Here is a 25,549-nt window from a genome sequence, read left to right as displayed (position 1 = left end):
AGCAGACCAGGGGGAGGAAAGCATGGGGAGAATCTGGGCAAGGATCGTCATCGCGGGCATCGCGGTGGAGCTGCTCTACGCGGTCTACGTCTTCTACCTCGCGACCGAGGATCTGATCGGTTACAAGCCCGAAGGGCTGGCCGTGGCCTTCGTCCTGTTCGCCCTCGGCGGTTTCTGGGCGGCACGACCGGCACCGGGCAATCGCCTGGCCGTCGGCCTCGCTGTCGGGATCGTCGGCACGCTGTTCTATTACGCCCTGTCCCTGCCGACAGTCCTTGCCGGACAGCAGGAGTTTCCGTTGATGGCATGGGTCAACCATGGCCTGAAACTGGCGGGCGGGGCCGCGGGCGCATTGCTGGCAGGGCTTACCACGCGAAGCAGGACGTAATTCGCAGCAGGGAACGCGAGGCTCCGCAAGGAGGCGCAAGGCTTCGTGGAGCGGTTCGCCTCGCTCGATTGAGGCGCGGTGGCGTTGAAAACGGTTTCTGGAGCGGGCTAAAGAATAGCTAGCTGGCGACGGGGGAACGCGCGACCGAACTTGCCGGTTGCGAATGAAACCTCTCTCACGGAGCATTTCCCTATGTCTCTCCACGATCCCCAATCCCCCACCGCCCCGCTTTTCGACAGCCTCGAGCTCGGCGACATCACTCTTCCCAATCGCATTGTCATGGCCCCGCTTACACGCGCGAGGTCGGAGAAGGACGGGCATCTGCAGACCCCGCTGCACGCGCTCTACTACGCCCAGCGAGCAGGGGCGGGGCTCATCGTTTCGGAGGCGACGCAGATCAGCCAGCAGGGACAGGGATACGCCTGGACGCCCGGCATCTACACGGAGGAGCAGGCCGACAGCTGGAAGCTGGTGACGGACGCCGTGCACGACGCGGGCGGACGCATCTTCGTGCAGTTGTGGCACGTGGGCGCCATCAGCCACCCGGTGTTCCAGCCCGATGGCGGCGCGCCGGTTTCGTCCAGCGAATGGACGCCCGAGGGGCAGGCCTTCGTCGGCGACTATCATCCCGACGGCCCGATGGTTCCGCACGAGAAGGCCCGCGCCCTGCGCGAGGACGAGATCCCGGCCCTGCTGGACGACTATCGCAATGCCGCGCGCATGGCCGCGCGCGCCGGCTTCGACGGCGTGGAGCTGCACGCCGCCAATGGCTACCTGATCGACCAGTTCCTGCGCAGTTCGGTCAACAAGCGCACCGACCGGTATGGCGGATCGCTGGAAAACCGCACGCGTCTGCTGGGCGAGGTGGTCGACGCCCTTGCCGAAGTGCTGCCTGCCGGCCGCATCGGCGTGCGTCTCACCCCGATCGGAGGACCCGGCGGCAGCAGCGATGCCGAACCCGGCGAGACCTATCCTGCCGCCGCGAGGGTGTTGGCCGGGCGCGGCCTTGCCTACCTGCACGTGGTGCGCGCCACAGACCACGGTGGCGTCGCCGGCGAACGCTCCGAAGGCGACAAGGTAATCCACGCCATGCGCGAAACCTTCGATGGGCCCTTCGTGGTGAACGGCAACCTCTCGCCAGAGGATGCCGCGCACTGGATCACGGAAGGCTGGGCCGATGCCGCGGCGTTCGGTCGCCTGTTCATCGCCAACCCGGACCTGCCGACGCGTATCGCCAACGGCGGCCCATACAACGAGGCCGATGGCGATACCTTTTACGGTGGCGGAGCAGCGGGCTACGTCGACTATCCCAGCCTGGCGCGGACGAACGATCCGCTGCAGGCCAGGTGAGCGATCTCTAGCCGGGTGCTCGCCAGAAGGCCGTGGCCAGTACCAGGGCCGGTATGGCGAGCACCGCGAGGCCGGTAGTGCCGTTGGCGAATGGAACCACCCACCAGTAGAACGCGAGCGCGCCCGCCAGCGGTATCGCGCCGATCAGCACCGCCCTTCGGCTGGCGCCCGAGAGCGGGTTGACGAACAGGCTCTCGTAGCGCTCTCCCGGCTGCGCCGTTTCGCCGTCGGCCGCAGCGTCGCCGGCCAGCACGCCGGCATAGGCGGGCAGCCAGGCGAACATCAGCAGGACATTCAGCGCCAGCACGCCCAGCGCCATCGTCGCCAGCAGTGGCTCGCCCTCGACCAGGACGGCCACGAATGCGCCGCACACGTTCACGCACAGCATCGCCGCCAGCGCGAACGGCACGGCGCGGTTGAGCAGCAATGCCAGACCGCCGGCCAGCTGGATGAACTTCGCCCCCGCCAGCAGCCCGCTGGCATCGAGCTGGCCCATCAGCCGCAGGCTCATCGGCGCCTCCCACGTGGCCACCCGCACGAACGGCAGCAGGTCGGGCAGGAAATAGGCGAGCGCGGTGGGCACCATGATGAAGCCGAGCGCCAAACGCAGCATGTCGAGCGGGCGCATCATGGCTGCGCCCCGGCCCGCGATGCCCATGGCCAGTTCGGCGAGACGGATTCGTCCCACATCGCCGCGTAGCGATCGCGGTAGGCGTAGAGCAGGAACAGGTTGCACGAGAGGATTGCCCAGCCATAGACGGCGGAGACGCTCCACCACCCCTGGAGCTCTGTATCCCAGTACCAGACCGTGAAACTGATCGGCAGCACCATCACCAGCGCCAGCGGCACGCGCACGCCGAACAGCAGCATCAGCCCGGCCAGCAGTTCCACCGCCTTCACCAGCGTGAACAGGCCGGAATCGAGCAGTGCGGTGAACACGCCATCGCTGAGCGGATTGGCGCCGCCGGGCTGCGGATAGAGGCGGATGAAATGGTTGAGCCCGGCGGGCACCATCCACGCGGCGTAGATCAGCCGCACCCACCAGACCGCCAGCCGCATGGCCACTATGCAAACTCCCCTTCCAGCGCGCCTTGTCGCCGCAGCACGGCGGGATTGCTTTCCCTGAGACCCAGCGAAACCACCGCCGCCGTAAGGGCGAGGCCGATCATGATGAGCATGGGCAGGTCGAGGCCCGCCGTGTCGGCCAGCCAGCCCGCCACCAGCGGAGCGAACACGCCGCCGGTCAGTTCGCCGATGCAGACCACCAGACCCATTGCGGTGGCCGCAAGCCCGCGACCCAGTGTCTCTCCCGGGATCACGCCCATGAACAGCGGGAACACGCCCATGCCGATCCAGCCGACGAACAGCAGGGCGGTGAACAGCGCCATCGACCCGTCGAACCACAGCATGACCATGGGACTGGTCGCCATCAGCAAGGAGAAGCCGATCAGCGGCGGACGGCGTCCCACCCGGTCGGAGATCCACGTCACCAGCACGCCGCCAATGGCGGGGCACAAGCCCAGCGCGGCCATCACCGTGGCCATGGTCGCAGGCTCCAGTGCGCGCGGACCGACGAGGTAGAGGGGGTAGAAGATCGAGCCGACGACGACCCAGCCCACCAGCAGGCAGGAGATCAGCGAACACAGCCAGATGTTGCGCTCGCGCAGCAGTTTCAGGCCCAGCGTCTTGGGCGCGGCATCGTTGCCGGGCACGCCTTCGGGTTCGTCGATCAGTCGCCAGATCAGCACCGCCAGGATCAGGCCCGGCACGCCCGCCACCAGGAAGGCCGCGCGCCAGCTCCATTCCTCGGCGATGGCGACCAGCACGATCGGCGCGATGGCGGTGCCCATGACCGCGCCGAACACGTTCTGCACGATGCCCGCGTTCAGGCCCCGGCGCTTCTCCGCGCTGGCGGCGATGATGATGGCAAGGCAGATCGGCAGGAACGGCCCTTCCGCCGCGCCCATGACGACGCGCGAGGCGAACAGCTGCCAGAAGCCCTGTGACAGGCCGGACATTATCGAGCAGAGCGAGAACACCACCATCGCCACGAGCAGGAAGGGCTTCCTGCGCCCCATCCGGTCGCTCAACAGGCCGAACACCAGCGCGCCCAGTGCCCAGGTCGCCGAAAGGCCCGCGCCCAGCGCGCTGACTTCGAAATTGCTGAGGCCCAGGTCCGCGATCACGAAGGGCGAGACGAAGGTCAGCGCCATGCGATCGAAATAGGCGAAGCCGTAGGCCAGCCCCAGGAGCAGCACGACGCGCAGCTCGTAACCCCGTGTAGTGCCCATCCTCGTCCTCTCCCCGCGGCAAAGATTGCCGCCCGTCCCCAGCTCCGTCAAGCGGCCATGGCCGAAGCGCGGGGCAATGCCCGCTGGCCATCGTCGCGGGGGGATGGCAGGCAAAGGCGATGGAACTGCCCATCGGCCCCGATCCTCGCACGGCGCAGCTGGCGCGCATCCACGCGGCGCTGATGGCCGCGTTCGGGCGGATCGAGAGGCCGGACGACAAGCGCCGCGACCCGGTGTGGACGCTGGTGCAGGGCGTGATCGGCGCGCAGACCAAGACGGCGATCTCCAACGCCTCCACCGATGCGCTGCTGGCCCGGTTCGGATCGTGGGAGGCCGTGGCCGAGGCCGACCTGCCCGCCGTGCAGCAGGTGCTGGCCGAGCAGACCTTCCCCTCCGTCGCGGCGGAGCGGGTGCGGGCCTGCCTTGCCGCCATTGTGGCGGAGCGCGGCGCGGTGGGCCTGCGGCACCTTTCCAACCTGCCCGACGAAGAGGCGATGGCCTGGCTGGAAGCGCTGCCCGGCGTCGGCCGCAAGATTGCGGCAGGGGTGATGAACACCAGCGTGTTCGCCCGCCGCCAGCTGGTGATCGACGGGCACCACCGCCGGGTAATGCAGCGCACGGGGCTCGTCCCGCCGCGCGCCGATACCGCCCGCACCTACACCGCGCTGATGCCGCTGCTGCCCGAGGAATGGAGCGCCGCCGACATCGACGAACTTCACCTGCTGGTGAAGCGGCTGGGGCAGGTGCACTGCCGCCCGGCGCGTCCGCATTGCACGGCCTGCCCGATCCATCCCGACTGCGACACCGGAACCGCGATAGAGCCGGTGCGCTGATCCGTCATGCTGGACGAACGCGAGGTGGAGGAGGTCTACAGGCGCCTTTCGCGCGCGATGCCCGGCCGCACACTTGGCGCGAAAGGGCCGAAGGGGCAGCCCGATGCCTTCCGGTCCTGCATTTCCTGCATGCTGTCCGCCCAGTCGCTGGACCGCAACACGGCCGCGGCCACGAAGGCGCTGTTCGCCTTGGCGAAAACGCCGGAGGCCATGCTGGCGCTGTCCGACGAGCAGGTGGCGCAAGCGATCCGGCCCTGCGGCCTCTACAACATGAAGGCGCGCAACATCCGGCGTTTCTGCGAAGTGCTGCTGGCCGAGCATGGCGGGGTCGTGCCCGACAGTCGCGAGGGGCTGCTGGCGTTGCCCGGCATTGGGCGCAAGTGTGCCGACATCGTGATGAGCTTCACCTTCGGGAAGGACGTGATCGCGGTGGATACCCACGTCCACCGCGTGTGCAGCCGCATCGGCCTGACGCAGGCCAAGGTTGCGGACAGGACCGCGCAGCAACTGGAGGAGCGATCGCCCCGCTGGGCTATGCGCGACGGCCACTTCTGGCTAATCCAGTTCGGCAAGCAGGTGTGCAAGGCGCGCTCGCCCCGGTGCGAGGTGTGTCCTGTCAGCGACCTGTGCGAATATTACGCCGCCCTGGGCGAGGAGAATGCATGAGCTGGGATGATTATTTTGCCGAGGATGCCGGTGCTGCCGAGGCCGAGGGGCGCGGCAAGTCGCGCACCGTGACGGTCGGGTGGACCGTGAAGTGGGATGCCAAGGGAGGCTCGATCTGGGCGCCGCCTACCAGTTTCAGCCGCTCCGACCCCAAGGCCACCAGTGCCAAGTCCATCCAGGCGTGCCCGGCGGCGATCGATTTCGACCGGCGGCATTTCGTGATTCCCTGCCCGGTCGATATCGAACTGGCGTTCGGCAGGAACCCGCAGGGACAGCTGACGCTGATGGACAACAACGGCGAGAAATCGGGCATGCGCCCGCAGGGCCGCGCCAACCTGTTCCAGATGCAGCCGGCTAGCGAGTGGCGTCACCCGGAACGCCCGATCATCCAGTTCACCGCCCCCTACGTGTTCGTGGCGGACGAGCCGTGCTGGGTGGTGCAGACCGCGCCGCACCTGCACTGGTTTCCGGAGCAGCGCCCCGGCGTGCAGATGGGCGGGCGCTTTCCCGTCCACATCTGGCCGCGTCCGCTGGCCTGGGCCTTCGAATGGTACGACCTGTCCAAGCCGCTGAAGCTGAAGCGCGGAGACCCGTGGTTCTACGTCCATTTCGAGACCGAGAACCCCGGCGCGCGCGTGCGGCTGGTGGAACAGGAAATGACCGAAGAGCTGGAAAGCTATCTCGATTCGATCATCGACGTCTCCAACTACGTCAATCGCACCTACGGCCTGTTCTCCGACGCGCAGAGGTCGCGCCCGGCGAAACTGGTGAAGCCGAAGTAGCTACCAGGCGAATCCCGACTCCACCGCGCGCTTTTCCGCCGGGGTCGAGGTGCGGCCCAGCACCTTGTTGCGGTGCGGGTAGCGTCCGAAGCGGGCGATCATGCGGTAATGGGAGCGGGCGAAGGAGAGGTTCGCGCCGCCATCGATGCGGGCGAACAGCTGCAGGCTCAGCAGATGGTCGGCAATCGCCTCGCTGTGCATCAGCGGCATGACCAGGAACTGGCGTTGCCGGCGCTCGAGAAGCGGCAGGTAGCCGCGGGCCAGCGCGCCGTGGGTGATGGCCCGAGCCAGCGGATCGGTAGCGTAGGCGCGGGCGCTGCCGCGAAAGACGTTGCGCGGCACCTGGTCGAACAGCAGCACTGCGGCCAGCGCGATCTGCGGTGTTTCGAGAAAGCTGGAGGGCGGGCAAGAGAAAAGCGCCTCCAGCTCTCGCCGGAAGCGCTTCTCGAGTTCGCTGTCGAGTTTCTCGTTTCCGTCCCACCAGTCGGGCGGGGTCAGTTCGTGAAACCAGAAATGCAGCAGTTCGGCGGCCCATGGCCTGCTGGCCAGGGCCATGCCGGTCAGCCTTCTGCCGAATCAGCCTTCGTGTAGGGCACGAAATCGTCGAGGAAGAGGACGCCGCTGAACATCCCCGATCCGCGGTCGATCGTCCGGGTCACGTCGGTGTTGCACAGCTGCGAGCCGATACGTTCGATGATCGGCACGTCCCAGTGGTCGAGGTTCTGCGGGTTGCGCGCACGCGCGACCCACAGCGTGTCACCCTGCTCGTAGACGAGGCCCACGTTCTCTTCGACGCGCAGGCGGTTGGTCCGGAAGGTGTTGATGCAGCTGCGTGCCTCACCGGCGACGCGGCCTTCGACCAGCTCGGCGAACGCGCGTTCCGAGCGTTCCTCACGGTCCTGTGCAGTGGCGGGAGCGGCCAGCGCCATCGCGGCGACCGCAGTAGAAATGGCAAGCGTTTTGATCATGGCGAATCTCCTTAGGCCTACAGGAATACACCCAGGCCGATGAACCGCAAATGACCGCCTTTTGTTCTGCCGTCAGACCCCGGTGCCGTCGGGCGCCGCATCGAGGGCCGCGTCGGGCACGTTGCCGTCGTCGGCCGGGCCGCCTTCGAGGATGAAGCGCCGGTCGCAATAGCCGCAGTCGACATAGCCCTTCTCGTCGATCTGCATGTAGACGCGGGGATGGCCCAGGCTGGCGGGCTTGTAGTTCTCGCCGCCGCGGATGTCTCCTGCGCCGTCGCACCAGACGCGGACGGTATCGACGATGGTGGTTTCGGGTACGTGATCCATGGGCGATGCTCCTATCGCTTTACGGCGGGCTGGAAAAGCCCCTAAGGGCGTGCCCCATGGCCGATGCTGCAATCGAAATCCGCGACCTCGTGAAGGAATATGCCGGAGCGGGCGACGAACCGCCCAAGCTGGCGCTGAAGGGCGTGAGTTTCGACGTGCCGCAGGGCAGCGTGTTCGGCCTGCTGGGGCCGAACGGCGCGGGCAAGTCCACCCTTATCAACATCATGGCCGGCCTGGTGAACAAGACCGGCGGCACGGTGAAGATCTGGGGTCACGATATCGACGTCGATCACCGCAACGCCAAGCTGAACATCGGCATCGTGCCGCAGGAAATCGTCTTCGATCCGTTCTTCACCCCGTTCGAGGTGCTGGAGAACCAGGGCGGCTTCTACGGCATTGCCAAGGCGCTGCGCCGTTCGGAAGAACTGCTGAAGGCCGTGCGCCTGGAAGACAAGCGCAACGCCTATGCCCGCACGCTGTCGGGCGGAATGAAGCGGCGGCTGCTGATTGCGAAGGCGATGGTGCATTCTCCGCCCATCCTGGTGCTGGACGAGCCGACCGCCGGCGTCGACGTGGAACTGCGCAAGCAGTTGTGGGAACTGGTGAACGAGCTCAACGCCGAGGGCGTGACCGTCGTGCTGACCACGCATTACCTCGAAGAGGCCGAGGAACTGTGCGAGCGCATCGCCATCATCAACCACGGCGAGCTGATCGCCAACAAGCCCACGCGCGAGCTGGTGGGTATGATGGGCGAGAAGATCGTGACCGTGAGCGTCGACCGCGACGCGACGGACATTCCTGCAGACCCGCGCTTCCGCAAGATCGAGACGGTGGGCGACCGGGTGATCGAAATCACCTACGACACCGGCGAAATGACCGCGGGCCAGGTGCTGGGCCTGGTGCAGCAGCATGGTTTTGCCATCGAGGACGTGTCGACGCGCGAGGCGGACCTGGAGGACGTGTTCGTGCAGCTGACCGGCAGCGCGGCCTAGTTTTCCGCTTTCGGCTTCCCGCCCACGATCCAGCGACCCTTGCCCGCGCGGCGGATCGGCTGGTGACAGGTGCCGCAACGGCTGACGAAGGTTTCCCCGTTCCAGTCGGCGCGCCTGTCGGCGGGCCGGTGACGGTTCACGAGACACAAAAGGGAATCGAGCAACGGGCCGCCTCCTTCCTGGCAGGCTGCTGTCCACTCCCCCCGGTGGCAACGCGAGAGATTTTCGTTATTGCAGTGCAGCATTTCACGCCGGCGCGTCCTTGGCAAGCACAATGATTTCAGGCCTGTAACGCCCGTGTCACCGCTTTGCCTTGCGGCGGCCCCGTGCAGCGGGCAAGGGAAGCGGCGATGGATGCCCATTCGACAGATCATGACGTACTCGTCATCGGCTCGGGCGCTGCCGGACTTACGGCTGCGCTTACCCTGGCAACGCGGCACCGCGTGCTGGTGCTGGCCAAGGGAAAGCTGACCAGCGGCTCCACAGCCTGGGCGCAAGGGGGCATCGCGGCGGTGCTGGATGCCGGCGACACCTTCGACGATCATGTCCGCGATACCATGGTGGCGGGCGCGGGCCTGAACGACCGCGAGACGGTGGAATTCGTGATCGAGCGCGCGCCGGCCGCGATCGACCGGCTGAGCGAGCTGGGCGTGCCGTTCAACCGCGAGAGCGGCGACCTGCACCTGACCCGCGAGGGCGGCCATTCGCATCGCCGCATCGTCCACGTGAACGACGCCACCGGCTGGGCGGTGCAGGCGGCGCTGCTGAAGGCGGCGGAGGAAAATCCCAACATCACCCTGCTGCCCGATCGCACCTGCATCGACCTGATTACCGGCAGGCACGAGCAGAAGTATTCGGGGTCGGGCCGGGTCTGGGGCGCCTATGCGCTGGATACCGCCACCGGCAAGGTGGAAGCCCACACCGCGCGCGCCACGATCATGGCGGCGGGCGGGGCGGGCCGCGTCTACCAGTTCTCCACCGCCCCGCGCGGAGCGACGGGGGACGGCATCGCCATGGCCTGGCGCGCGGGGGCGCGGGTTTCCAACATGGAGATGATGCAGTTCCACCCCACCTGCCTCTACAACCTGGAGGTCAAGAACTTCCTTGTTACGGAAGCGGTGCGCGGCGAGGGCGGGCGGCTGTTCCACCCCGAGACCGGCCACCGCTTCATGGAGGATTACGACCCCGAGCGCATGGAACTGGCCCCGCGCGACGTGGTGGCCCGCGCCATCGACGACCAGATCAAGCGTTTCGGCCTCGACTACGTGCACCTCGACATCAGCCACCTGCCGCCCGAATTCGTGAAGGAGCACTTCCCCACGATCCACGAGAAGCTGCTCGGCCTCGGCATCGACATGACGACAGGCCCGATCCCGGTGGTGCCCGCGCAGCACTATACCTGCGGCGGCGTGGTGATCGACCTTGACGGGCGCACCGACCTGCCCGGCCTGTACGCCGCGGGCGAATGCACCGAGAGCGGCCTGCACGGGGCCAACCGCCTGGCGTCTAACTCGCTGCTGGAATGCTTCGTTTTCGGCGAGGCGGCGGCGCGCGACATCATGGCGCACTGGGACGGGTTCGAGGCTCCGCCCGCAATCCGCGAATGGGACGAGAGCCGCGTGACCGATTCCGACGAGGAAGTGGTCATCAAGCAGAACTGGACCGAGATCCGGCGCATGATGTGGAACTACGTCGGCATCGTGCGCACCACCAAGCGGCTGGAGCGCGCCAAGCACCGCATCGACCTGCTGGCGAGTGAGATCGACGACTATTACGGTCATTTCCGCGTGACGACCGACCTCATCGAACTGCGCAACCTGCACCAGTGCGCCGACCTGATCGTGCAGAGCGCGCTGCGCCGCCACGAGAGCCGTGGGCTGCACTACATCCTCGATTATCCCGAGATGGACGAGGTTGCGCGCGACACCGTGCTGGTGCCATAATCTTCGCCCGCAAGAAGGGGCGTTTCGATGCACAAGACCTTGTCCGCGGTGGCCGCCTTCCTGGTGGCCCTTTCCCTCAGTTGCCCTGCGGCCGCGCAGGACGGCGAGCGAACTCGCTCCTATACCGGGCCCGTGATCGACGTGCACCTGCACGCTGCCGGGGCGCAGGACAACGGTCCGGCCCCGAATGCGGTGTGCCCGGGTCTGGCAGCCGACCTGCGCTATACGGGCAGTCCGCCCTGGCCGGCAGAGATGACCCGAATAGCGCAGAACCCGACATGCGCTGATCCGATCCGCGGCCCGGCCACCGACGCCGAGGTGCGCGAGCAGACAATCGCGCAGCTCGAGGAGCATGACGCGATCGCCATTCTCAGCTCGCGGCAGGACGACTTTGCGCAATGGGCCGCGGCGGCGCCGGGGCTTTTCCTGCGCGGACACTCGTTCAACCTGACCTGGGAGGATGCTCCCACAGTGGCCGAGCTTGCCGACGCCTACGATCGCGGCGAATTCCAGGTGCTGGCCGAAGTGACGAACCAGTATGGGGGCGTGCTGGCAGACGATCCCGCCTTCGCCGCCTATTGGGACATGGCTGCGGCAAAAGGCATTCCCGTCGGGCTGCATCTGGGACCCGGACCTCCGGGCGCTCCCGCGCTTTATCCTGAGTTTCGCGTGCAGTCGCCGCTCGCCATCGAGGAAGTGCTGCGCACCCGCCCGAACCTGCGCGTCTACTTGATGCACGCCGGTTGGCCCTTCGTCGACGATCTCAAGGCGATGCTCTACCTCTATCCGCAGCTGAACGTGGACACCGGCGTGCTGCAGCTCGCCGCCACGCGCGCGGAATATCATGCCTTTCTGAAAGAGCTCGTCGACGCGGGTTTTGTCGACCGGATCATGTTCGGGTCTGACCAGATGAACTGGCCCGGCATGATCGGGGAGGGGATCGACGCGATCAACGATGCCCCGTTCCTGACGCACGAGCAGAAGCGCGCCATCCTGCACGATAACGCGGCCCGCTTCTTCGCTCCGGAACTGGAGGCGTTCCGGTCCGGCGAGTAGGCCGTGCGGCGGCTCGGCCGTGGCGAAGATTGACCGAGGCGGCAAAGCTGCACATCCTTTCAACCGGGTCGCGAGGGGAGGGGAGCTCGCATGGCGCAACTGACACCGGAACGCATCGTCCAGACAACCTTCGGTTTCGGCCCGGCACGGGTCCTGCAAGCCGCCACCAAGCTCGGGCTGTTCACGCTGCTGGGCGACAAGCGCCTGACCGCGGAGCAGATCCGCGAAGGGCTCTGCCTGGCGCCCCGCGCGGTGCCCGACTTTACCGACGCGCTGGTGGCGCTCGGCTTTCTCGACCGCGAGGGTGAGGGGCCGGAGGCGCTCTATGCCAACACGCCCGAAACCGCGCACTTCCTGGACAAGGCGAGCCCGGCCTACATCGGCGGTTTCGTGGAGATGGCGCACGATCGCCTGTATCGGTTCTGGGGCGACCTAGACGTCGCTCTGAAAACCGGCGAAGCGCAGAACGAACAGAGCCACGGCATGGAGGGGATCTTCGACCGCCTCTATGCCGACCGCGAGCGGCTGGAACAGTTCCTTGCCGCCATGAGCAGCATTTCCACCGGCAACTTCGTCGCGCTGGCCGAGAAGTTCGATTTCGGCCCCTATCAGACCCTGTGCGACGTCGGCGGGGCAGAGGGGATGCTGGCGATTGCGGTCGCCCGCGCCAATCCGCACATGCGTTGCATCACGGCCGATCTTCCGCCCGTGGAGCCCATCGCGCACGACAGGATCGCGGCGGCGGGCCTGTCCGACAGGGTCGAAACGGCGGTGGTCGATTTCTTCAAGGACGACCTGCCGCGAGCAGACGTGATCACGATGGGCATGATCCTGCACGACTGGGACCTGCCGACCAAGCAGATGCTCATCGGAAAGGCCTATGACGCCCTGCCCGAAGGCGGCGCATTCATCGTCATCGAACAACTGATCGACGATGCCCGGCGCGAGAACGCGTTCGGCCTTCTCATGAGCCTCAACATGCTGATCGAGGGCGGCGATGCCTTCGATTACACGGGCGCCGACTTTGGCGGATGGGCGAGCGAGGCAGGTTTCACCCGCACCGAGGTGATCCATCTTGCCGGGCCGTGCAGCGCGGCCATCGCCTACAAGTGACAGCATCCCGCCGGTGCGGGGCGCTCAGTCCGGTCCCTCGACACCCTCGACGATCACCAGGCTGCCGGTATCGGAGTGGTCGGTGCGCAGGTGCCTGACGGCGCGGTACTCCTCCGAATCGTAGAAGGCGCGCGCCTGTTTCACCGAGGGGAAGCGGACGACCACCGTCTGGTGCGGCGGTGCCCCTTCCATCGCCTGGCTCGCGCCGTCCACCACCAGCGGCTGCCCGCCATACTTCTGCAGGATCGGCATGACCGCATCGACATACTGGCCGATCCCATCGCCATCGGTGATCCTGTAGTGCGCGATTACGTAGCCCGGCATTTCGTCCTCCTCGTGTCTTCTCGCTGCATGCGTCGGGACAGGCTCGATGTCCACGAATTCGCACTCACGGGCGGGTCCGCCGGGGCGAGCCCGAAGGTTCCTGCCTTTTTTTAGCCTTTTTCGAAACCTTCGCGGCGGGGCTCCGTTGGTGGAGCAATGTGTAAAGAAGAAAGCGGCGGCTGAGTGCTGCCGTACGAAGGATGGAGATAGTTATGAAGAAGCTGATTCTTATTGCCACTGCCCCCGCTCTCGCGCTTGCCGCTTGCGGCGAAGACAGCGCTGTCGAAGAGCGCGGCGACGCCCTCGAAGAGCAGGCTGATGCCATCGAAAACGTCGGTGACGACCGTGCCGGCCAGCTCGAGGAAATGGCTGACGAAGCGCCGACCGATGCCCAGGAAGACATGCTGAACGAGCGCGCCGAGGAAATCGACGACATCGGTGACGAAGCGGCCGACGCGATGAACGAGCGCGCCGACGAAATGGAATAATTCGACTTTCGACTTGGCGGCATATCCGCCGGGCAACAGAAGGCCTCCGCCAATGGCGGGGGCCTTTTTGCATCGGCCTGTCAGTCCATCATCAGCAGGATGGCAAAGGCGAGGCCGGTTCCGGCCAGGAACAGCGACCAGCTCCAGAACAGGGTGAAGTCGATCTCGGTGTCGGGCACGACGATGTCGAACGGGAAGATGGCCAGCATGCCCCCCGTCGCGCCCCCCGAGCCCACGAACAGCGCCACGATAAGGGTCAGGAAGATGCCGAACGGTATCGCCTTGAGCATGGTCATCATGATCTGTCTCTCTTCACTATTCCGCGACCGGTAGTGCCACATCCCGGCGGCATCGCAAACACATGGGCCGAGCCCCGCGACGCAATATTGCCCATTCCGATTCTTTTGATTCGTGCGGTCGCACCTTGAAAGCTTTTTTCCGCAGAATGATTTTGCCTCTTGCGCACCGCGCGAGTCGAGGATCGACCACGCGTCGCGCCGTGTTGGTAGCGCGATACACCCTTCGATCAGGTTCATCGCGGCGGTAAATCGGCCTTAACACTCTTGCGTGCGAGTCCCGGGTGATTCACAAGGGGTGGTGGTCGCCTTGCCGGGCCGACCTACTAGACCTAGATATACGGATGAGCGCGACAGGCCTCGCGCCACGGGTTCCGAGTCGGTCTGGAAGGGGCATCCGGCAAGCTTGCGACGGGACAGGCGGGGATAAGTTCAGACCCGTCTATGCATGTCCGGGGCGGTGCTGGCAGCGTGTCGGTTTCGAATCGGACCATGCGGATCGAAAGCGGGGCGCGGGGGCATCCAGGGTGATGCGCCGACCCCAATGAAACGGGGATCAGGGCCAGATGGAATTTCGGAACGGAGACGACGCGGCGATGGGGCTGGACGAACAGAATGCGGGCGATGTCGAGACAGCCGGTGCACAGACCGCACCTGCCAAGGCAAAGCGTTCCGACGAGAAAGCGATGAAAATGGAAAAGAGCGACAAGGGTAGCGAAGATCTGGTGAGCGAAGCCGCGGCGGAAGCCCTGGCGGAGGCGACCAAGGCCGCGCTGAAGCCGCAGAGCGATTCCAAGACGGTGAACCCGCGTCGCTTCACGATCCAGACCGATCCCGAGCGTGATGCCAACCTGACCGCGTTCGGCAAGGAAACGCTGACCGACCGCTACCTGCTGCCGGGCGAAAGCTACCAGGACCTGTTCGCCCGCGTGGCCGATGCCTACGCCGACGACGAGGCCCATGCGCAGCGGATCTACGACTACATCTCCAACCTGTGGTTCATGCCCGCCACCCCCGTCCTTTCGAACGGCGGCACCGGGCGCGGCCTGCCGATCTCGTGCTATCTCAACTCGGTGTCGGACAGCCTCGACGGCATCGTCGGCACCTGGAACGAGAACGTGTGGCTCGCTTCCAAGGGCGGCGGCATCGGCACCTACTGGGGCAACGTGCGCGGCATCGGGGAGCCGGTGGGCCTGAACGGCAAGACCAGCGGCATCATTCCCTTCGTGCGCGTGATGGACAGCCTGACGCTGGCGATCAGCCAGGGCTCGCTGCGCCGCGGCTCTGCCGCCTGCTACATCGACATCCACCACCCGGAGATCGAGGAATTCCTCGAGATCCGCAAACCCAGCGGCGACTTCAACCGCAAGGCGCTGAACCTGCACCACGGCGTGCTGCTGACCGACGAATTCATGGAAGCGGTGCGCGCGGGCGAGGACTTCGAGCTGAAATCGCCGAAGGACGGCAGCGTGCGCGGCAAGGTGAACGCGCGCAGCCTGTTCCAGAAGCTGGTCGAGACCCGCCTCGCCACGGGCGAGCCCTACATCGTGTTCTCCGACACGGTGAACCGCATGATGCCCAAGCATCACCGCGACCTGGGCCTGAAGGTCTCCACCTCCAACCTGTGCAGCGAGATCACCCTGCCCACGGGTGTCGACCACCTCGGCAACGATCGCACGGCGGTGTGCTGCCTGTCCTCGCTCAATCTGGAAAAGTGGGACGAGTGGAACGGCGACAAGACCTTCATCGAGGACGTGATGCGCTTCCTCGACAACGTGCTGCAGGACTATATCGACCGCGCGCCCGAAGAGATGGCCCGCGCCAAGTACTCGGCCATGCGCGAACGCAGCGTCGGCATGGGCGTGATGGGTTTCCACTCGTTCCTGCAGTCGAAGAACATCGGCTTCGAAAGCCCGATGGCGAAGGTGTGGAACCTGAAGATGTTCAAGCACATCAACGCCAAGGCGAACGAGGCAAGCATGATGCTGGCCAAGGAACGCGGACCGTGCCCCGATGCCGAGGAAATGGGCGCGATGGAGCGGTTCAGCTGCAAGATGGCGATCGCGCCGACCGCCTCGATCAGCATCATCTGCGGCGGCACCAGCGCCTGCATCGAGCCGATCCCGGCCAACATCTACACCCACAAGACGCTCTCGGGCAGCTTCGTGGTGAAGAACCCGTACCTGGAAAAGCTGCTCGACAAGAAATCGAAGAACTCGACCACGATATGGAACTCGATCCTCGAGAAGGGCGGCAGCGTCCAGCACCTCGACTTCCTGACGCCGGAGGAAAAGGCCACGTTCAAGACCAGCTTCGAGATCGACCAGCGCTGGCTGCTCGAATTCGCAGCCGACCGCGCGCCGTTCATCGACCAGGCGCAGTCGCTGAACCTGTTCATCCCCGCCGATGTCGACAAGTGGGACCTTGCCATGCTGCACTTCCAGGCATGGGAGAAGGGCATCAAGTCGCTCTACTACCTGCGCTCCAAGTCCGTGCAGCGCGCCGGTTTCGCCGGCGGCGTGGAAGCGGACAACACCGGCGAGCCGGCGAAGTACGAACTGCCGACGACCGACTACGACGAGTGTCTCGCCTGTCAGTGACCAGCCGATGATTTCGCTTTTCCTTGAAGAAGGCCCCCGTCAGCAATTGTTGATGAGGGTCTTCCTCTTGCTTGCGGGCCTTTTGCTATTTCCAGCTTTGCTCTCGGTAATGATGCCAGCGGTCAAATGGATGAATAGCGGCTGGTCGGAGACCTCGTGGTGGCAATCCGGCTGGCGTTTCGTGCAGGGTCTCATGGTCATCGGATGCGCGTGGTTCACCTTGCTGGGCGCTGGCCGTCTCTTGGTCTATAGCTGCGTGAAGGCCGGGCTATTGGGAAATCCGTGGATCTGAGGAAAATCGAGGAGACTGAAGCGTGAAGCGTATAATTGCCGTTGCACTGCTTCTCACCCTCTCCGCCTGCGCGAGCCAGATCGACGCGGGCGTTGTGCGCGACGGCGCGGCGCCCGGTTTCTGGTGGGGCCTTTGGCACGGGTTCGTCTTCCCCTTCGCCTGGATCGGCTCGCTGTTTTCGGACGACATCGCGGTCTACGCCGTGCCCAATTCGGGCGGCTGGTACGATTTCGGCTTCTTCCTCGGCATCACCGTGCTTGGCGGAGGCAGCGTGTTCGGATCGAAGAAGCGCGGCTGAACGTCCGGCTCGTTTCGGAACCTTGCGGGGGCCTTTCCTGTTGACCCACTGACAAGCGAGACCGGGCGGGAGAACCGCCGAGGAGGCCCGATATGCCGCTATGGAGCGCGCAAGCGATCATCGCCTTTTCCGCCGTCATGTCGCTTTTGAGCGGCGTCTGGCTACTGCTGAACTTGCGCGCCGTTGCCCGCACCTTTCGCGGCACAGCAGACCTGGAGCCGGGCCCCGGTCCGCGCGGCCCTTCACGAGGGGCCGTCTGGACTGCCTTCTTCCTGTTCAACATCGGCTGGATCGCCAGCATCGCCGTGTGGGTCTGGGCGAGGGACGACGATGCGCCGCAGGTGATCGAGACCGCATACGTGGTCAACGCTGTCCTGGCCGCTGCCTGAATGGGCGAGGTGTTCGCCCGGCACGGCTAGCGGCCCAGCAGGGCGGCGGCTTCGCTATCGTCCAGTGCGATGGTGAAGACCTCTTGCAGCACGGTGCGATAGTCCTCGGCGGTCTCGATCGTGCGGCGCTGGGTCTCGTGCCCCTTGCGCCAGACGGTCAGCTGGCCATCCACCAGGCTGGCAAAGCCATCGGGCAGGCACAGGCTGGCTACCGTCACGTTGGTGAAGCGCGCCGTGGGATGAGTGCTCGTCCAGTGGTTGCCCAGCGCCAGGTCGGCATCGGCAACCTGCGCCAGGTCGAAGGCGAACTGCGCTTCCCACCCATCGTCGCTCTTCACGCGCCCGTCGGTGGAAAGCATCGGCCCCATCCGTTCCAACAGCCAGCTGCCGGGAAGATCGCCCTGCGCACCGATACGGGTCAGCCGGTGGCGCGCGCCGTCGCCGGACACGGCCTCCTCCCCGTCGACCAGCCGCATGGGCGGGGCGTAGGAGCCGCCGAAACCGGCGTCCGCGATCCACGGCTCTCCATCCAGGCCCACCAGCACCAGGCAATGGGTGCGCGGCGTGTGGTCGGGCGGGTCGCCCAGCATCACGCGCGCCAGCAGCATGCGGACGGCAAAGCCTGTCGCGCCCAGCATGTCGGCCAGCAGGCGGTTCTGCTCGAAGCAATATCCGCCGCGCCGCCACGTCACCAGCTTGGCGAACACGGCCTCGCTGTCGCAGGCGATCGCGCGGCCGAGCGGGATATCGAGGTTTTCGAACGGGATCGCGCGGCGGTGCGCGGCCTGCACTGCCTGCAGCCCGCCCGCATCCACGCCGGGCGGCCGGTCGAGGCCGATGCGCGAAAGGTAAGCGTTCAGTCTGGCAGGTCCGTGCATCCCCATCCCATGCGCCCGAAGGCGGGGGCAGCGCAAGCGCCGGCGGCGACCGGCCATGCCTTTATCGCCGTAATCGGAGCCAAACGATTGGAAACGCGCACTTAGACGAGGCCCTGCAAGAGGCTTCCCGCCCGCTGGTGAGACAATGTTAACCAGTCACGCGATATAGGCCGAAACCATGAAAGGGCGTGGCCAGAACCGTTTCCCGATCCACTACGGATACGGCGAGATCAATGTCTCGCGGTACTTCGTGCTGTACATGTCGCAGGTGGCGTGGCTGGCACTGGGGTTCTACCTCTATGCCGGGGCCTACTGGCCCAGCACCTGTACTCCCGCCAACCTGCTGGAAATCTACGGCTGCTCGATGCGGCTGCCGGAAAATGGCGGCTGGCGCGAGGCGGCCCTGCTCACCTGGCTGTGGGCTACGCCCATTCTCGTGGCGCTGGAAATCTCGCGCCACTTCGGACAGGGCAAGGACTAGGCCACAGGCCTCGCCAGAGGACGCGCGTCAGTCGTCCTTCCCGCGCTTCTCCTTCTCGATCTTTTCCTCGCGCTTTTCGGTAGCGCCGCCGTATCCGCGTTCGCTGGCGTCGGGCGCGTCGGCCATTTCCTCGCCGCCTTCCGCGCCGTAGCCGAAGCCGCGGTCCGACTGCGCGCCGGCCTGTTCGCGGCGCCTGTCATCCTCGTCGCGCGGGGTCTGGTCGTCCATCTGCGCGCCGGTCTGCTTCGGCTCTTCCATGATCGCGCCGTCATAGAGGCGCTGCACGCCCTGTGTCTCGCGCGCTGGGGTCGTGCCCGCGTAGCGGTCGTTTCCGGTCTGCTGGGTCATGATGTGTCTCGAACTCTCTTTCGTGTCTGTCGTTCAGGTCAGCCGCTGGTCCGCTCGGCGGGGTCGTATTGCGAGCGGCGCGAGGCGTCGGAGCGCTGGTCTTCATCGTCCTTCGCCTTTTCGGCCTCGCGCTTGCGGGCCTCGTCGCGTGCCTCATCCTCCTGCGGACCGGTGCGCTTGATGTTGCCGGGCTCATTCCCCGGCTTCAGGGTGACGTTGCGGGAATCGCGGGGTTCGTATTCGCCCATCGGGGCCTCCTGTGACGGAATATGTCGTTCACAGGTATCAACGGGCGAGCGGGCGCGCCCGTTCCGCCGTTCGTCGCCCGGATGGCGCGGCAAATCCCGATTTATCCACGACACAAAGTCCGGGCTTGCTATCGAATCGGGTTAATGATTCCCTATGTAGGTCATTCGCACGCAAAGCCGGAGATACCAGATGTCGTTGCTCGAAGCCCGCAAGACCTACAAGCCCTTCGAATATCCGTGGGCCTACGAGTTCTGGAAACGGCAGCAGCAGGTGCACTGGATGCCCGAGGAAGTGCCGCTGGGCGAGGACTGCCGCGACTGGGCGCAGAACCTGACCGATCACGAGCGCAACCTGCTCACGCAGATCTTCCGCTTCTTCACCCAGGCCGACGTGGAAGTGCAGGATTGCTACCACGAGAAATACGGCCGCGTGTTCAAGCCGACCGAGGTGAAGATGATGCTGGCCGCGTTCTCCAACATGGAGACGATCCACATCGCCGCCTATTCCCACCTGCTCGACACCATCGGCATGCCCGAGAGCGAGTACGGCATGTTCCTGGAATACGAGGAGATGGCGGCCAAGCACGACTACCTGCAGGAATTCGGCGTCGACAACGACGAGGACATTGCCCGCACGCTGGCCATGTTCGGCGGCTTTACCGAAGGGCTGCAGCTGTTCGCCAGCTTCGCCATGCTGATGAACTTCCCGCGCTTCAACAAGATGAAGGGCATGGGCCAGATCGTCAGCTGGTCGGTGCGCGACGAATCGCTGCACTGCGAGGGCATCACCCGCCTGTTCCACGCCTTCTGCAAGGAGCGCGACTGCCTCACCAAGCCGGTGAAGGAAGACATCATGGACATGTGCCAGAAGACGGTGCGGCTGGAAGACGCCTTCATCGATCTCGCCTTCGAGATGGGCCCCGTGCCCGGCATGACGGCGAAGGAGATCAAGAAGTACATCCGCTACATCGCCGACTGGCGCCTGTCGCAGCTTGGCCTGCCCGCCATCTACATGGTGGACGACCACCCGCTGCCCTGGCTGGCCCCGCTGCTGAACGGCGTGGAGCACGCCAACTTCTTCGAAACCCGCGCGACCGAATATTCCAAGGGCGCGACCAAGGGCAACTGGCAGGACGTGTGGTCCAGCTTCGACAAGCGCCAGAAAGCCAAGGCCGCGAACGAGGAAGACGCGGTGGACGAAGGTCCGGACATGTTCGGTGAGACTACGCCCAAGGGTGGTGCTGCCGGGAGCGTTGCTGCGGAGTAGTTGATTGCCGGACAGGCCACCGGGGCAGAGGCGTTAAAGCTGCTTCTTTACGCGGCTTCCGGAGCTCTGTTCGGCTATTTTCGCTCGCAGTTTCTGAGTGGGCGCATGCCGAATGTCCGTGAAGGACTACTCGGCTTTGCGCTCATTTCGATCATCCTCCACTCAATATTGCTAGCCGCTTTAGGAGGCCAATATAGGTAGTGGCAGCGAAAAGTAGCGCATATCAGCCAGCGGCATTTGAGCGATAACCGCGGGCTCTAACTTGACCCATCTCAAAGCCCCGCCTCCGAACCCGCGCTAACCTCCTTCCAACACCACCCCTTGGAAGGACCCGGCAATGTCGCAGCATACCCCGAACGAACTCACCGCCATCTTCAAACGCGATGCAGACCTGCTCACGCGGCTGAAGACGCAGGATGCGCACTATGCGCGGCTGGCGGAGGAGTATCACGACGTGAACCGCGCTGTGCATCGGCACGAGAGCGAGGCCGAGGTGGTGAGCGACGACCATGCCGAAGAGCTGAAAAAGCGGCGCCTCGCCCTGCTCGACGAGATCACCGCCATCGTGGAAAAGGCGCGCGCGGCGGCGGCCTAGCGGCGTGTCACCAGCCCCAGGCCGTGGGCGGCGCTGGCACCGCGTGCTCCGCGTCGAACTCCACCCTGAACAGCCGCGTCGGATCGTTGCGGCGGGTCAGCTGGTAGGCGAAGCGCGCGCCGGGCTGTTCTGCCGGGTCGACTTCCATCCGCCATACGTTGGTGAGCGATGCGTCCAGCCCCTCGCGCTCGAACATGGCGATGGAATAGGCATCCACGGGGAAATCCTGCACCCGCGCGGTTCCGGCAGACAGGGTATCGCCGCCGTACTGCGTCACCGCGTCCTCGCTGCCGTCTGCGTGGCGGTGGTCGTGCTTCAGGCGCAGGCCGCCCCCTGAATCGTTTGGCGCGTTGCGCGTCACAACCCAGGTGCGGCTACGGTCCCAGCCGCCAGGGGCGTTATCGTCCTCGACATGGAAGGCGATGGCGATGCGGCGCTCGCTGCATTCGGCCCAGTGAGCCAGCATCCTGCGGCCTTCAAAATCCTCGTCGCGCTCGTCGGAGCTGGCCAGCCCGCCCTCATACGCATTGCCGCAATGGCTCGTCAGGTTGTCCCAGAATGCCTCCTGCGAAGCGGGCAGGGTGGGCGGTCTGTCCATGCTGGCGCAGGCGGAAAGCAGGGCGGCGGCGAGGATGGCCGGGGCGGCGCGGCGGAAGGGGATCGGCATCCGCGGACCCTGCCCAAGCCCGCCCGGCTCCGCCACCTAATTCTTGCGCCTTTCGCATCCGCGCCAACGTCGCCCTTGCCACGGTGGCGCATGCGGTTGCACAATCGACCACGGGAAATGGGATAAGGAGACCCGAACTCATGCGTATCACCACTCTTGCAAGATCCATCCTGCCGCTGGGCGCGGCGCTGGCCCTGGCGGCCTGCGGCGGCGCGGAGGAAGAGGACGTCGAGTACGAAGTCGGCGCGGAAGACCTGTCGGGCGGCGAGCTGATCACTCGCGATCCCGAGGAGAAAGGCGTGCCGGTCGACATTCCCGAAACCGAGATGACCATGGCCAGCGACGAGGAAATCGCCGAGGCGGAGGTCGAGGGAGACGAGGTCGATGGCGACGGCGTGACCGACCCCATCGACTAGGGGGCACCCCGGCCAGGGCACCGGCGGCGCGCAAGGGCTTTGGTGCCCGCGCGCCGCCTGCCTGGGCTTACGCATGGCCTGTCGCCACCGCATGCACGACGGGCTGATGGAAGCCGCGTGCAACCCCGACAAGGCACCCGGCGCGGGCAACGACGAATTCCGCCAGGTGACGAGCGAACTCGCTCCGGCCGGCCCGCCGATTGGCGAGTCGATGACCGGGGCGGACGAGGGCTGGGGTCCGCAGGGCCACGACGGCGGCTGGGCCGAGTAGCGAGGCGGGTCCGGGCGGGCTGCGGGCGGGGCATACCGGCTTTCGCCCAGCCCGTGTTCGATTCTGCTTGAAACGCGAACCGTTCGCACTAGATTTCCTGTGCGGACCGGGCCCCTCTGGCGATGGCTCATTTGCCCTCGTGATGTCGGACCGCATCGGACAGCCGGTGCGTGTTTGACGGGGCCTTCACTCCCTCCCCACAAACCCCTCCCGGCAAAGACGATACCGGCCGTCCGATCCTTGCAACCTCTCTTACAGGAGACAAAGGATGACGGCCCGTTTCTACAAGCTCACCGAACTTCACGCGAAGCTCGACACCGCGCTGCGGCGCGAGGTCAACCGGCGCGCGCCCGACCAGTTCAAGGTCATGGCGCTGAAGCGCCGCAAGCTGCGCGTGAAGGACCTGCTCGCCCGCCTATTGCCCGCTCCCGCGCGGAGCTGACGCCCAGGCTGGCATGCGGGGGGCGGGCCGGGAACGCAGGTCTTTCCTCTTCCCCCTTCGTCCGGTACGCCCCCCGCAACTTCTCAGGCCAGTCACCGGAGACGCCATCATGATCGCCGCCAACCCCATGAAACCCGTGATCGACGCGCTCGGTCCGGCCCTGCGGGACTTCCTGCAGAAGGAAAGCGCGGGCGGCATCGTGCTGATCGCCGCCGCCGCTCTGGCACTCGCCATCGCCAACTCGCCGCTGGCTTCCGGCTACTTCGCCGCGCTGGATGTGCCGGTGGTGGCGGGCGTCGGTTCCGCCATGATCGACAAGCCGCTGCTGCTGTGGATCAACGACGGGCTGATGGCGGTGTTCTTCTTCCTGGTTGGCCTGGAAGTGAAGCGGGAGGCGCTGGTCGGCCAGCTGAACAGCTGGAACAAGGCGTCGCTGCCACTGATGGCGGCGATCGGCGGCATGGCGCTGCCCGCCCTGATCTACATCGCATTCAACCTCGGCTCTCCGGAAAACCTTGGCGGCTGGGCCATTCCCGCCGCCACCGATATCGCCTTCGCATTAGGCATCCTCGCGCTGCTCGGCCCGCGCGTGCCGGTGGCGCTGAAGGCGCTGCTGCTGGCTATCGCGGTGATCGACGATATCGGCGCGATCACCATCATCGCGCTGTTCTACACTGCCGAAACCGACCTCGGCATGCTGCTTGGCGCGGCTGTTACCCTGGTGCTGCTCGCCGTGTTCGGACGGGCCAGGGTCGCCTCAAGCATTCCCTACGTGCTGCTGGGCGTGGTGCTGTGGGTGTTCGTGCTGAAATCGGGCGTGCATGCAACGCTCGCGGGCGTCGCGGCGGCCATGTGCGTGCCCATTGCCGGGCGCAACGGCGAAACTCCGCTCGAGAAGATGGAGCATGGCCTGCACCCCTACGTCGCCTTCCTGGTGATCCCCGTCTTCGGCTTTGCCAATGCGGGAGTCTCGCTTTCTGGCGTGGGGCTGGAAACACTCCTAGCCCCGCTTCCGCTGGGAATCGCCGCGGGCCTGCTAATCGGCAAGCAGCTGGGTATCGTCGGGTTTGCCTGGATGGCGGTGAAAGCCGGCTTCGCCAGCCTGCCCGAAGGTGTGAGCTGGCGCCAGATTCACGCCCTGTCGCTGCTCGCCGCGATCGGTTTCACGATGAGCCTGTTCATCGGCAACCTGGCCTTCGCCGATCCGGCGCAGGTGGACGCGGTAAAGATCGGCGTGCTTTCCGGCTCGCTGGTGGCTGCTCTGGCAGGCTATATGCTGCTGCGCGCGACCCTGCCGGCGGCCGGGGAAGCGAAAGCGGCGATGGCCTAGCTGCGCGGCGAGGCGCGGCGGTCTTCACCGCTGCGGCGATCGCCAGTACGGCGATCGGGGAAGTCGATCGCGACCTGCTGCTTGCGGCGATCCTCGCCCTTGCGGCGGTCCCAGGCTTCGGCTTCGGTACCCTTGGCGGTCATGTCCGCCTCCCGTCTGCGACCGGGATCCCGCCCGGACAATTGCGCATGTGTCTGGCAGCGAAAGATTAGAATTCGCTTAAACCGGCGCCTCTCGCGCCCGATTGCGGAACCCGCGCCCTGCGGCCTTGTTGGTCTGACGTAGCGAACGGAGAAAATTTTCGATGCCCAACAAGAGTTCGAACAACAAGACGCTGTGGCTGGTCGTGATCGCCCTGCTGGCGGTGGTCGCCGTGATCTTCATCCTCAACCCCACGCGCGGAGAGGACGAGGCGGCACTCGAGGCCGTGGCCCAGGAAGCCGCGATCGACCGTGACGACACGTTGAGCGATTACCCGGTTGAAGCCGAGCCGATGGACGAGACCGCCGAAGAAGGCGATGTCGTGCTGGACGTTCCCCAGAGCGAGGAAACCGGCGCGCTGGGCGAGGAGCAGTTGCAGGACGCCCCGCAGTAGGGGTCAGCCTTGCCCGTAGCTGGCCGAGCACCAGCCCGGCCCGGCCGAGCGGTAACGCACGGCGAGGCCGAGGTGCACCAATCGTTCGCCCAGGTCCTCTCCCTGCCGCGTGATGCGCAGCAGTGAGCGTCCGTAGGCGTCCTCGTCGGGTTCCATCCAGCTGTCTTCCAGCGAGAACGGCCCTTCGTTCAGCAGGTCGCGCAGGGCAAGGGTCGCCCGCTCGCCCAGTTCCTCTTCCTGCGGACACTCGGGATCGGAGACTTCGGGGGCATCGATGCCCAGTACGCGGATGTTCTCGCCGCGATACCAGATCGTGTCGCCGTCCACGACACAGGTATAGCGGATAGGCCCGTTGCAGAGCTCGAACCACGCGGCATCGCGGTCCGTCGCGTTCGCCTGCGGGGCCCAGGGCAGAAACGTCCAGTGCGCCGCGGCGCCCCCGCGCCACATGTCGTAAGCCACCAGTACCAGCAGTCCTGCGCCCAGCAAGACAACCCGCAAGCGTCCCGGCAGCCTCGATAGACCTCGCCGCAACCCGCTTCGCGGCCTGTTCCGAACGCGCCGGAGCGGTGCCGCGCGAAGGGGCTTGCGAAAGCGGATCACGTTATCCCGGCG

At 65.8% G+C, this 25,549-nt stretch carries 37 protein-coding genes; 22 read left to right on the top strand and 15 right to left on the bottom strand.

Annotation, left to right across the window (positions count from 1 at the left end; all coding sequences use genetic code 11):
- Positions 1 to 22: 22 nt before the first annotated feature.
- On the top strand, positions 23 to 388 hold the full coding sequence (locus AAA989_RS05745; protein WP_338241763.1) for a hypothetical protein: 366 nt from the start codon (positions 23 to 25) through the stop codon (positions 386 to 388).
- A gap of 192 nt (positions 389 to 580) precedes the next feature.
- On the top strand, positions 581 to 1,738 hold the full coding sequence (locus AAA989_RS05740) for an alkene reductase (RefSeq protein ID WP_338241762.1): 1,158 nt from the start codon (positions 581 to 583) through the stop codon (positions 1,736 to 1,738).
- A gap of 7 nt (positions 1,739 to 1,745) precedes the next feature.
- On the opposite strand, the gene AAA989_RS05735 is transcribed toward AAA989_RS05740, so the two are convergent.
- Genes AAA989_RS05735 through AAA989_RS05725 form a run of 3 tightly spaced genes read right to left on the bottom strand, consistent with a single transcriptional unit; the run spans position 1,746 to position 4,029 of the window.
- Positions 1,746 to 2,426 (bottom strand): hypothetical protein, encoded by a 681-nt coding sequence (locus AAA989_RS05735; protein WP_338241761.1) that lies wholly within the window; start codon positions 2,424 to 2,426, stop codon positions 1,746 to 1,748.
- Positions 2,366 to 2,803 carry a hypothetical protein gene (locus tag AAA989_RS05730; protein ID WP_338241760.1) on the bottom strand — a complete coding sequence of 146 codons (438 nt, stop codon included), beginning with the start codon at positions 2,801 to 2,803 and terminating at the stop codon, positions 2,366 to 2,368. The genes AAA989_RS05735 and AAA989_RS05730 overlap by 61 nt, the downstream gene beginning before the upstream one ends.
- Complete coding sequence (locus AAA989_RS05725) at positions 2,803 to 4,029, bottom strand: MFS transporter (protein ID WP_338241759.1); 1,227 nt, start codon at positions 4,027 to 4,029, stop codon at positions 2,803 to 2,805. The genes AAA989_RS05730 and AAA989_RS05725 overlap by 1 nt, the downstream gene beginning before the upstream one ends.
- 119 nt (positions 4,030 to 4,148) lie before the next feature.
- Here AAA989_RS05725 and AAA989_RS05720 point away from each other — a divergent pair, with 119 nt between their 5' ends.
- The 3 genes from AAA989_RS05720 to AAA989_RS05710 are packed head-to-tail and all read left to right on the top strand — an operon-like array spanning position 4,149 to position 6,310.
- Complete coding sequence (locus AAA989_RS05720) at positions 4,149 to 4,862, top strand: endonuclease III domain-containing protein (protein ID WP_338241757.1); 714 nt, start codon at positions 4,149 to 4,151, stop codon at positions 4,860 to 4,862.
- A 6-nt stretch (positions 4,863 to 4,868) separates the two neighbouring features.
- The gene (locus AAA989_RS05715; RefSeq protein ID WP_338241756.1) at positions 4,869 to 5,528 is read left to right on the top strand and encodes an endonuclease III domain-containing protein; all 660 of its coding nucleotides are present in this window, start codon (positions 4,869 to 4,871) and stop codon (positions 5,526 to 5,528) included.
- Positions 5,525 to 6,310: a hypothetical protein gene (locus AAA989_RS05710; RefSeq protein WP_338241754.1), complete on the top strand. Its 786-nt coding sequence runs from the start codon at positions 5,525 to 5,527 to the stop codon at positions 6,308 to 6,310. The genes AAA989_RS05715 and AAA989_RS05710 overlap by 4 nt, the downstream gene beginning before the upstream one ends.
- On the opposite strand, the gene AAA989_RS05705 is transcribed toward AAA989_RS05710, so the two are convergent.
- The 3 genes from AAA989_RS05705 to AAA989_RS05695 all read right to left on the bottom strand — a co-directional run bounded on the left by AAA989_RS05705 (position 6,311) and on the right by AAA989_RS05695 (position 7,605).
- The gene (locus AAA989_RS05705) at positions 6,311 to 6,865 is read right to left on the bottom strand and encodes a DUF924 family protein (RefSeq protein WP_338241753.1); all 555 of its coding nucleotides are present in this window, start codon (positions 6,863 to 6,865) and stop codon (positions 6,311 to 6,313) included.
- 5 nt (positions 6,866 to 6,870) lie between these two features.
- The gene (locus tag AAA989_RS05700) at positions 6,871 to 7,278 is read right to left on the bottom strand and encodes a hypothetical protein (protein WP_338241752.1); all 408 of its coding nucleotides are present in this window, start codon (positions 7,276 to 7,278) and stop codon (positions 6,871 to 6,873) included.
- A 72-nt stretch (positions 7,279 to 7,350) separates the two neighbouring features.
- Complete coding sequence (locus AAA989_RS05695) at positions 7,351 to 7,605, bottom strand: zinc-finger domain-containing protein (RefSeq protein WP_338241751.1); 255 nt, start codon at positions 7,603 to 7,605, stop codon at positions 7,351 to 7,353.
- Between the two features lie 56 nt (positions 7,606 to 7,661).
- Here AAA989_RS05695 and AAA989_RS05690 point away from each other — a divergent pair, with 56 nt between their 5' ends.
- The gene (locus AAA989_RS05690; protein WP_338241750.1) at positions 7,662 to 8,597 is read left to right on the top strand and encodes an ABC transporter ATP-binding protein; all 936 of its coding nucleotides are present in this window, start codon (positions 7,662 to 7,664) and stop codon (positions 8,595 to 8,597) included.
- Here AAA989_RS05690 and AAA989_RS05685 read toward each other — a convergent pair.
- Positions 8,594 to 8,761: a hypothetical protein gene (locus AAA989_RS05685; protein WP_338241749.1), complete on the bottom strand. Its 168-nt coding sequence runs from the start codon at positions 8,759 to 8,761 to the stop codon at positions 8,594 to 8,596. The two genes, AAA989_RS05690 and AAA989_RS05685, sit on opposite strands and share 4 nt — an antisense overlap.
- A gap of 186 nt (positions 8,762 to 8,947) precedes the next feature.
- On the opposite strand from AAA989_RS05685, the gene nadB reads away from it, so the two are divergent.
- The 3 genes from nadB to AAA989_RS05670 all read left to right on the top strand — a co-directional run bounded on the left by nadB (position 8,948) and on the right by AAA989_RS05670 (position 12,709).
- A complete protein-coding gene (gene nadB / locus AAA989_RS05680; protein WP_338241748.1) occupies positions 8,948 to 10,540 on the top strand; it encodes an L-aspartate oxidase in 1,593 nt (530 codons plus the stop codon).
- Positions 10,541 to 10,567: 27 nt separating this feature from the next.
- Entirely contained in the window at positions 10,568 to 11,596 is a 1,029-nt protein-coding gene (locus AAA989_RS05675) for an amidohydrolase family protein (RefSeq protein ID WP_338241747.1), read from the top strand.
- A 90-nt stretch (positions 11,597 to 11,686) separates the two neighbouring features.
- Positions 11,687 to 12,709, top strand: coding sequence for a methyltransferase (locus tag AAA989_RS05670; RefSeq protein ID WP_338241746.1), 1,023 nt, complete (start codon positions 11,687 to 11,689; stop codon positions 12,707 to 12,709).
- A 24-nt stretch (positions 12,710 to 12,733) separates the two neighbouring features.
- On the opposite strand, the gene AAA989_RS05665 is transcribed toward AAA989_RS05670, so the two are convergent.
- Entirely contained in the window at positions 12,734 to 13,033 is a 300-nt protein-coding gene (locus AAA989_RS05665) for a DUF1330 domain-containing protein (protein WP_338241745.1), read from the bottom strand.
- A 212-nt stretch (positions 13,034 to 13,245) separates the two neighbouring features.
- Here AAA989_RS05665 and AAA989_RS05660 point away from each other — a divergent pair, with 212 nt between their 5' ends.
- Positions 13,246 to 13,521: a hypothetical protein gene (locus AAA989_RS05660; protein WP_338241744.1), complete on the top strand. Its 276-nt coding sequence runs from the start codon at positions 13,246 to 13,248 to the stop codon at positions 13,519 to 13,521.
- An 80-nt stretch (positions 13,522 to 13,601) separates the two neighbouring features.
- On the opposite strand, the gene AAA989_RS05655 is transcribed toward AAA989_RS05660, so the two are convergent.
- Positions 13,602 to 13,820: a hypothetical protein gene (locus AAA989_RS05655; RefSeq protein WP_338241743.1), complete on the bottom strand. Its 219-nt coding sequence runs from the start codon at positions 13,818 to 13,820 to the stop codon at positions 13,602 to 13,604.
- A 563-nt stretch (positions 13,821 to 14,383) separates the two neighbouring features.
- Here AAA989_RS05655 and AAA989_RS05650 point away from each other — a divergent pair.
- The 4 genes from AAA989_RS05650 (at position 14,384) to AAA989_RS05635 (ending at position 17,396) form a co-directional block, all read left to right on the top strand.
- Positions 14,384 to 16,417, top strand: a complete 2,034-nt coding sequence (locus tag AAA989_RS05650) for a ribonucleoside-diphosphate reductase subunit alpha (protein WP_338241742.1) — start codon at positions 14,384 to 14,386, stop codon at positions 16,415 to 16,417.
- A 7-nt stretch (positions 16,418 to 16,424) separates the two neighbouring features.
- Positions 16,425 to 16,709: a hypothetical protein gene (locus tag AAA989_RS05645; protein ID WP_338241741.1), complete on the top strand. Its 285-nt coding sequence runs from the start codon at positions 16,425 to 16,427 to the stop codon at positions 16,707 to 16,709.
- A gap of 22 nt (positions 16,710 to 16,731) precedes the next feature.
- Positions 16,732 to 17,007, top strand: coding sequence for a hypothetical protein (locus AAA989_RS05640; RefSeq protein ID WP_338241740.1), 276 nt, complete (start codon positions 16,732 to 16,734; stop codon positions 17,005 to 17,007).
- Between the two features lie 92 nt (positions 17,008 to 17,099).
- Positions 17,100 to 17,396, top strand: coding sequence for a hypothetical protein (locus tag AAA989_RS05635; RefSeq protein ID WP_338241739.1), 297 nt, complete (start codon positions 17,100 to 17,102; stop codon positions 17,394 to 17,396).
- 26 nt (positions 17,397 to 17,422) lie between these two features.
- Here AAA989_RS05635 and AAA989_RS05630 read toward each other — a convergent pair whose 3' ends face one another.
- Entirely contained in the window at positions 17,423 to 18,274 is an 852-nt protein-coding gene (locus AAA989_RS05630) for an arylamine N-acetyltransferase family protein (RefSeq protein WP_338241738.1), read from the bottom strand.
- A gap of 178 nt (positions 18,275 to 18,452) precedes the next feature.
- Between AAA989_RS05630 and AAA989_RS05625 the strand changes: the two genes are divergently transcribed.
- A complete protein-coding gene (locus AAA989_RS05625) occupies positions 18,453 to 18,755 on the top strand; it encodes a hypothetical protein (protein ID WP_338241737.1) in 303 nt (100 codons plus the stop codon).
- A 27-nt stretch (positions 18,756 to 18,782) separates the two neighbouring features.
- Here AAA989_RS05625 and AAA989_RS05620 read toward each other — a convergent pair whose 3' ends face one another.
- Positions 18,783 to 19,103 carry a hypothetical protein gene (locus AAA989_RS05620; protein ID WP_338241736.1) on the bottom strand — a complete coding sequence of 107 codons (321 nt, stop codon included), beginning with the start codon at positions 19,101 to 19,103 and terminating at the stop codon, positions 18,783 to 18,785.
- Positions 19,104 to 19,141: 38 nt separating this feature from the next.
- On the bottom strand, positions 19,142 to 19,351 hold the full coding sequence (locus tag AAA989_RS05615) for a hypothetical protein (protein ID WP_338241735.1): 210 nt from the start codon (positions 19,349 to 19,351) through the stop codon (positions 19,142 to 19,144).
- A 190-nt stretch (positions 19,352 to 19,541) separates the two neighbouring features.
- Between AAA989_RS05615 and AAA989_RS05610 the strand changes: the two genes are divergently transcribed.
- Both AAA989_RS05610 and AAA989_RS05605 read left to right on the top strand, forming a co-directional pair.
- On the top strand, positions 19,542 to 20,618 hold the full coding sequence (locus tag AAA989_RS05610; RefSeq protein WP_338241734.1) for a ribonucleotide-diphosphate reductase subunit beta: 1,077 nt from the start codon (positions 19,542 to 19,544) through the stop codon (positions 20,616 to 20,618).
- A gap of 337 nt (positions 20,619 to 20,955) precedes the next feature.
- Positions 20,956 to 21,213, top strand: a complete 258-nt coding sequence (locus AAA989_RS05605; RefSeq protein ID WP_338241733.1) for an HP1242/YdcH family protein — start codon at positions 20,956 to 20,958, stop codon at positions 21,211 to 21,213.
- 7 nt (positions 21,214 to 21,220) lie between these two features.
- On the opposite strand, the gene AAA989_RS05600 is transcribed toward AAA989_RS05605, so the two are convergent.
- Positions 21,221 to 21,880 (bottom strand): hypothetical protein, encoded by a 660-nt coding sequence (locus AAA989_RS05600; RefSeq protein ID WP_338241732.1) that lies wholly within the window; start codon positions 21,878 to 21,880, stop codon positions 21,221 to 21,223.
- Between the two features lie 140 nt (positions 21,881 to 22,020).
- Here AAA989_RS05600 and AAA989_RS05595 point away from each other — a divergent pair, with 140 nt between their 5' ends.
- The 4 genes from AAA989_RS05595 (at position 22,021) to nhaA (ending at position 24,339) form a co-directional block, all read left to right on the top strand.
- Positions 22,021 to 22,296, top strand: coding sequence for a hypothetical protein (locus tag AAA989_RS05595; RefSeq protein ID WP_338241730.1), 276 nt, complete (start codon positions 22,021 to 22,023; stop codon positions 22,294 to 22,296).
- Between the two features lie 73 nt (positions 22,297 to 22,369).
- Positions 22,370 to 22,567, top strand: a complete 198-nt coding sequence (locus AAA989_RS05590) for a hypothetical protein (RefSeq protein ID WP_338241727.1) — start codon at positions 22,370 to 22,372, stop codon at positions 22,565 to 22,567.
- Between the two features lie 268 nt (positions 22,568 to 22,835).
- Complete coding sequence (locus AAA989_RS05585) at positions 22,836 to 23,009, top strand: DUF465 domain-containing protein (RefSeq protein WP_338241726.1); 174 nt, start codon at positions 22,836 to 22,838, stop codon at positions 23,007 to 23,009.
- A 109-nt stretch (positions 23,010 to 23,118) separates the two neighbouring features.
- Positions 23,119 to 24,339, top strand: a complete 1,221-nt coding sequence (gene nhaA / locus AAA989_RS05580) for a Na+/H+ antiporter NhaA (protein ID WP_338241724.1) — start codon at positions 23,119 to 23,121, stop codon at positions 24,337 to 24,339.
- On the opposite strand, the gene AAA989_RS05575 is transcribed toward nhaA, so the two are convergent.
- Positions 24,336 to 24,482, bottom strand: coding sequence for a hypothetical protein (locus AAA989_RS05575; RefSeq protein ID WP_338241722.1), 147 nt, complete (start codon positions 24,480 to 24,482; stop codon positions 24,336 to 24,338). The two genes, nhaA and AAA989_RS05575, sit on opposite strands and share 4 nt — an antisense overlap.
- A gap of 161 nt (positions 24,483 to 24,643) precedes the next feature.
- Between AAA989_RS05575 and AAA989_RS05570 the strand changes: the two genes are divergently transcribed.
- Complete coding sequence (locus AAA989_RS05570) at positions 24,644 to 24,934, top strand: hypothetical protein (protein ID WP_338241720.1); 291 nt, start codon at positions 24,644 to 24,646, stop codon at positions 24,932 to 24,934.
- A 3-nt stretch (positions 24,935 to 24,937) separates the two neighbouring features.
- Here AAA989_RS05570 and AAA989_RS05565 read toward each other — a convergent pair whose 3' ends face one another.
- Positions 24,938 to 25,423 (bottom strand): thermonuclease family protein, encoded by a 486-nt coding sequence (locus AAA989_RS05565; protein ID WP_338241719.1) that lies wholly within the window; start codon positions 25,421 to 25,423, stop codon positions 24,938 to 24,940.
- Positions 25,424 to 25,549 lie beyond the last annotated feature (126 nt).

The sequence above is a fragment of the Aurantiacibacter hainanensis genome, assembly GCF_036321025.1.
In the GTDB taxonomy this organism is placed as follows: Bacteria; Pseudomonadota; Alphaproteobacteria; order Sphingomonadales; family Sphingomonadaceae; genus Alteraurantiacibacter; species Alteraurantiacibacter hainanensis.
This window is presented reverse-complemented; position numbering and strand designations above follow the sequence as displayed.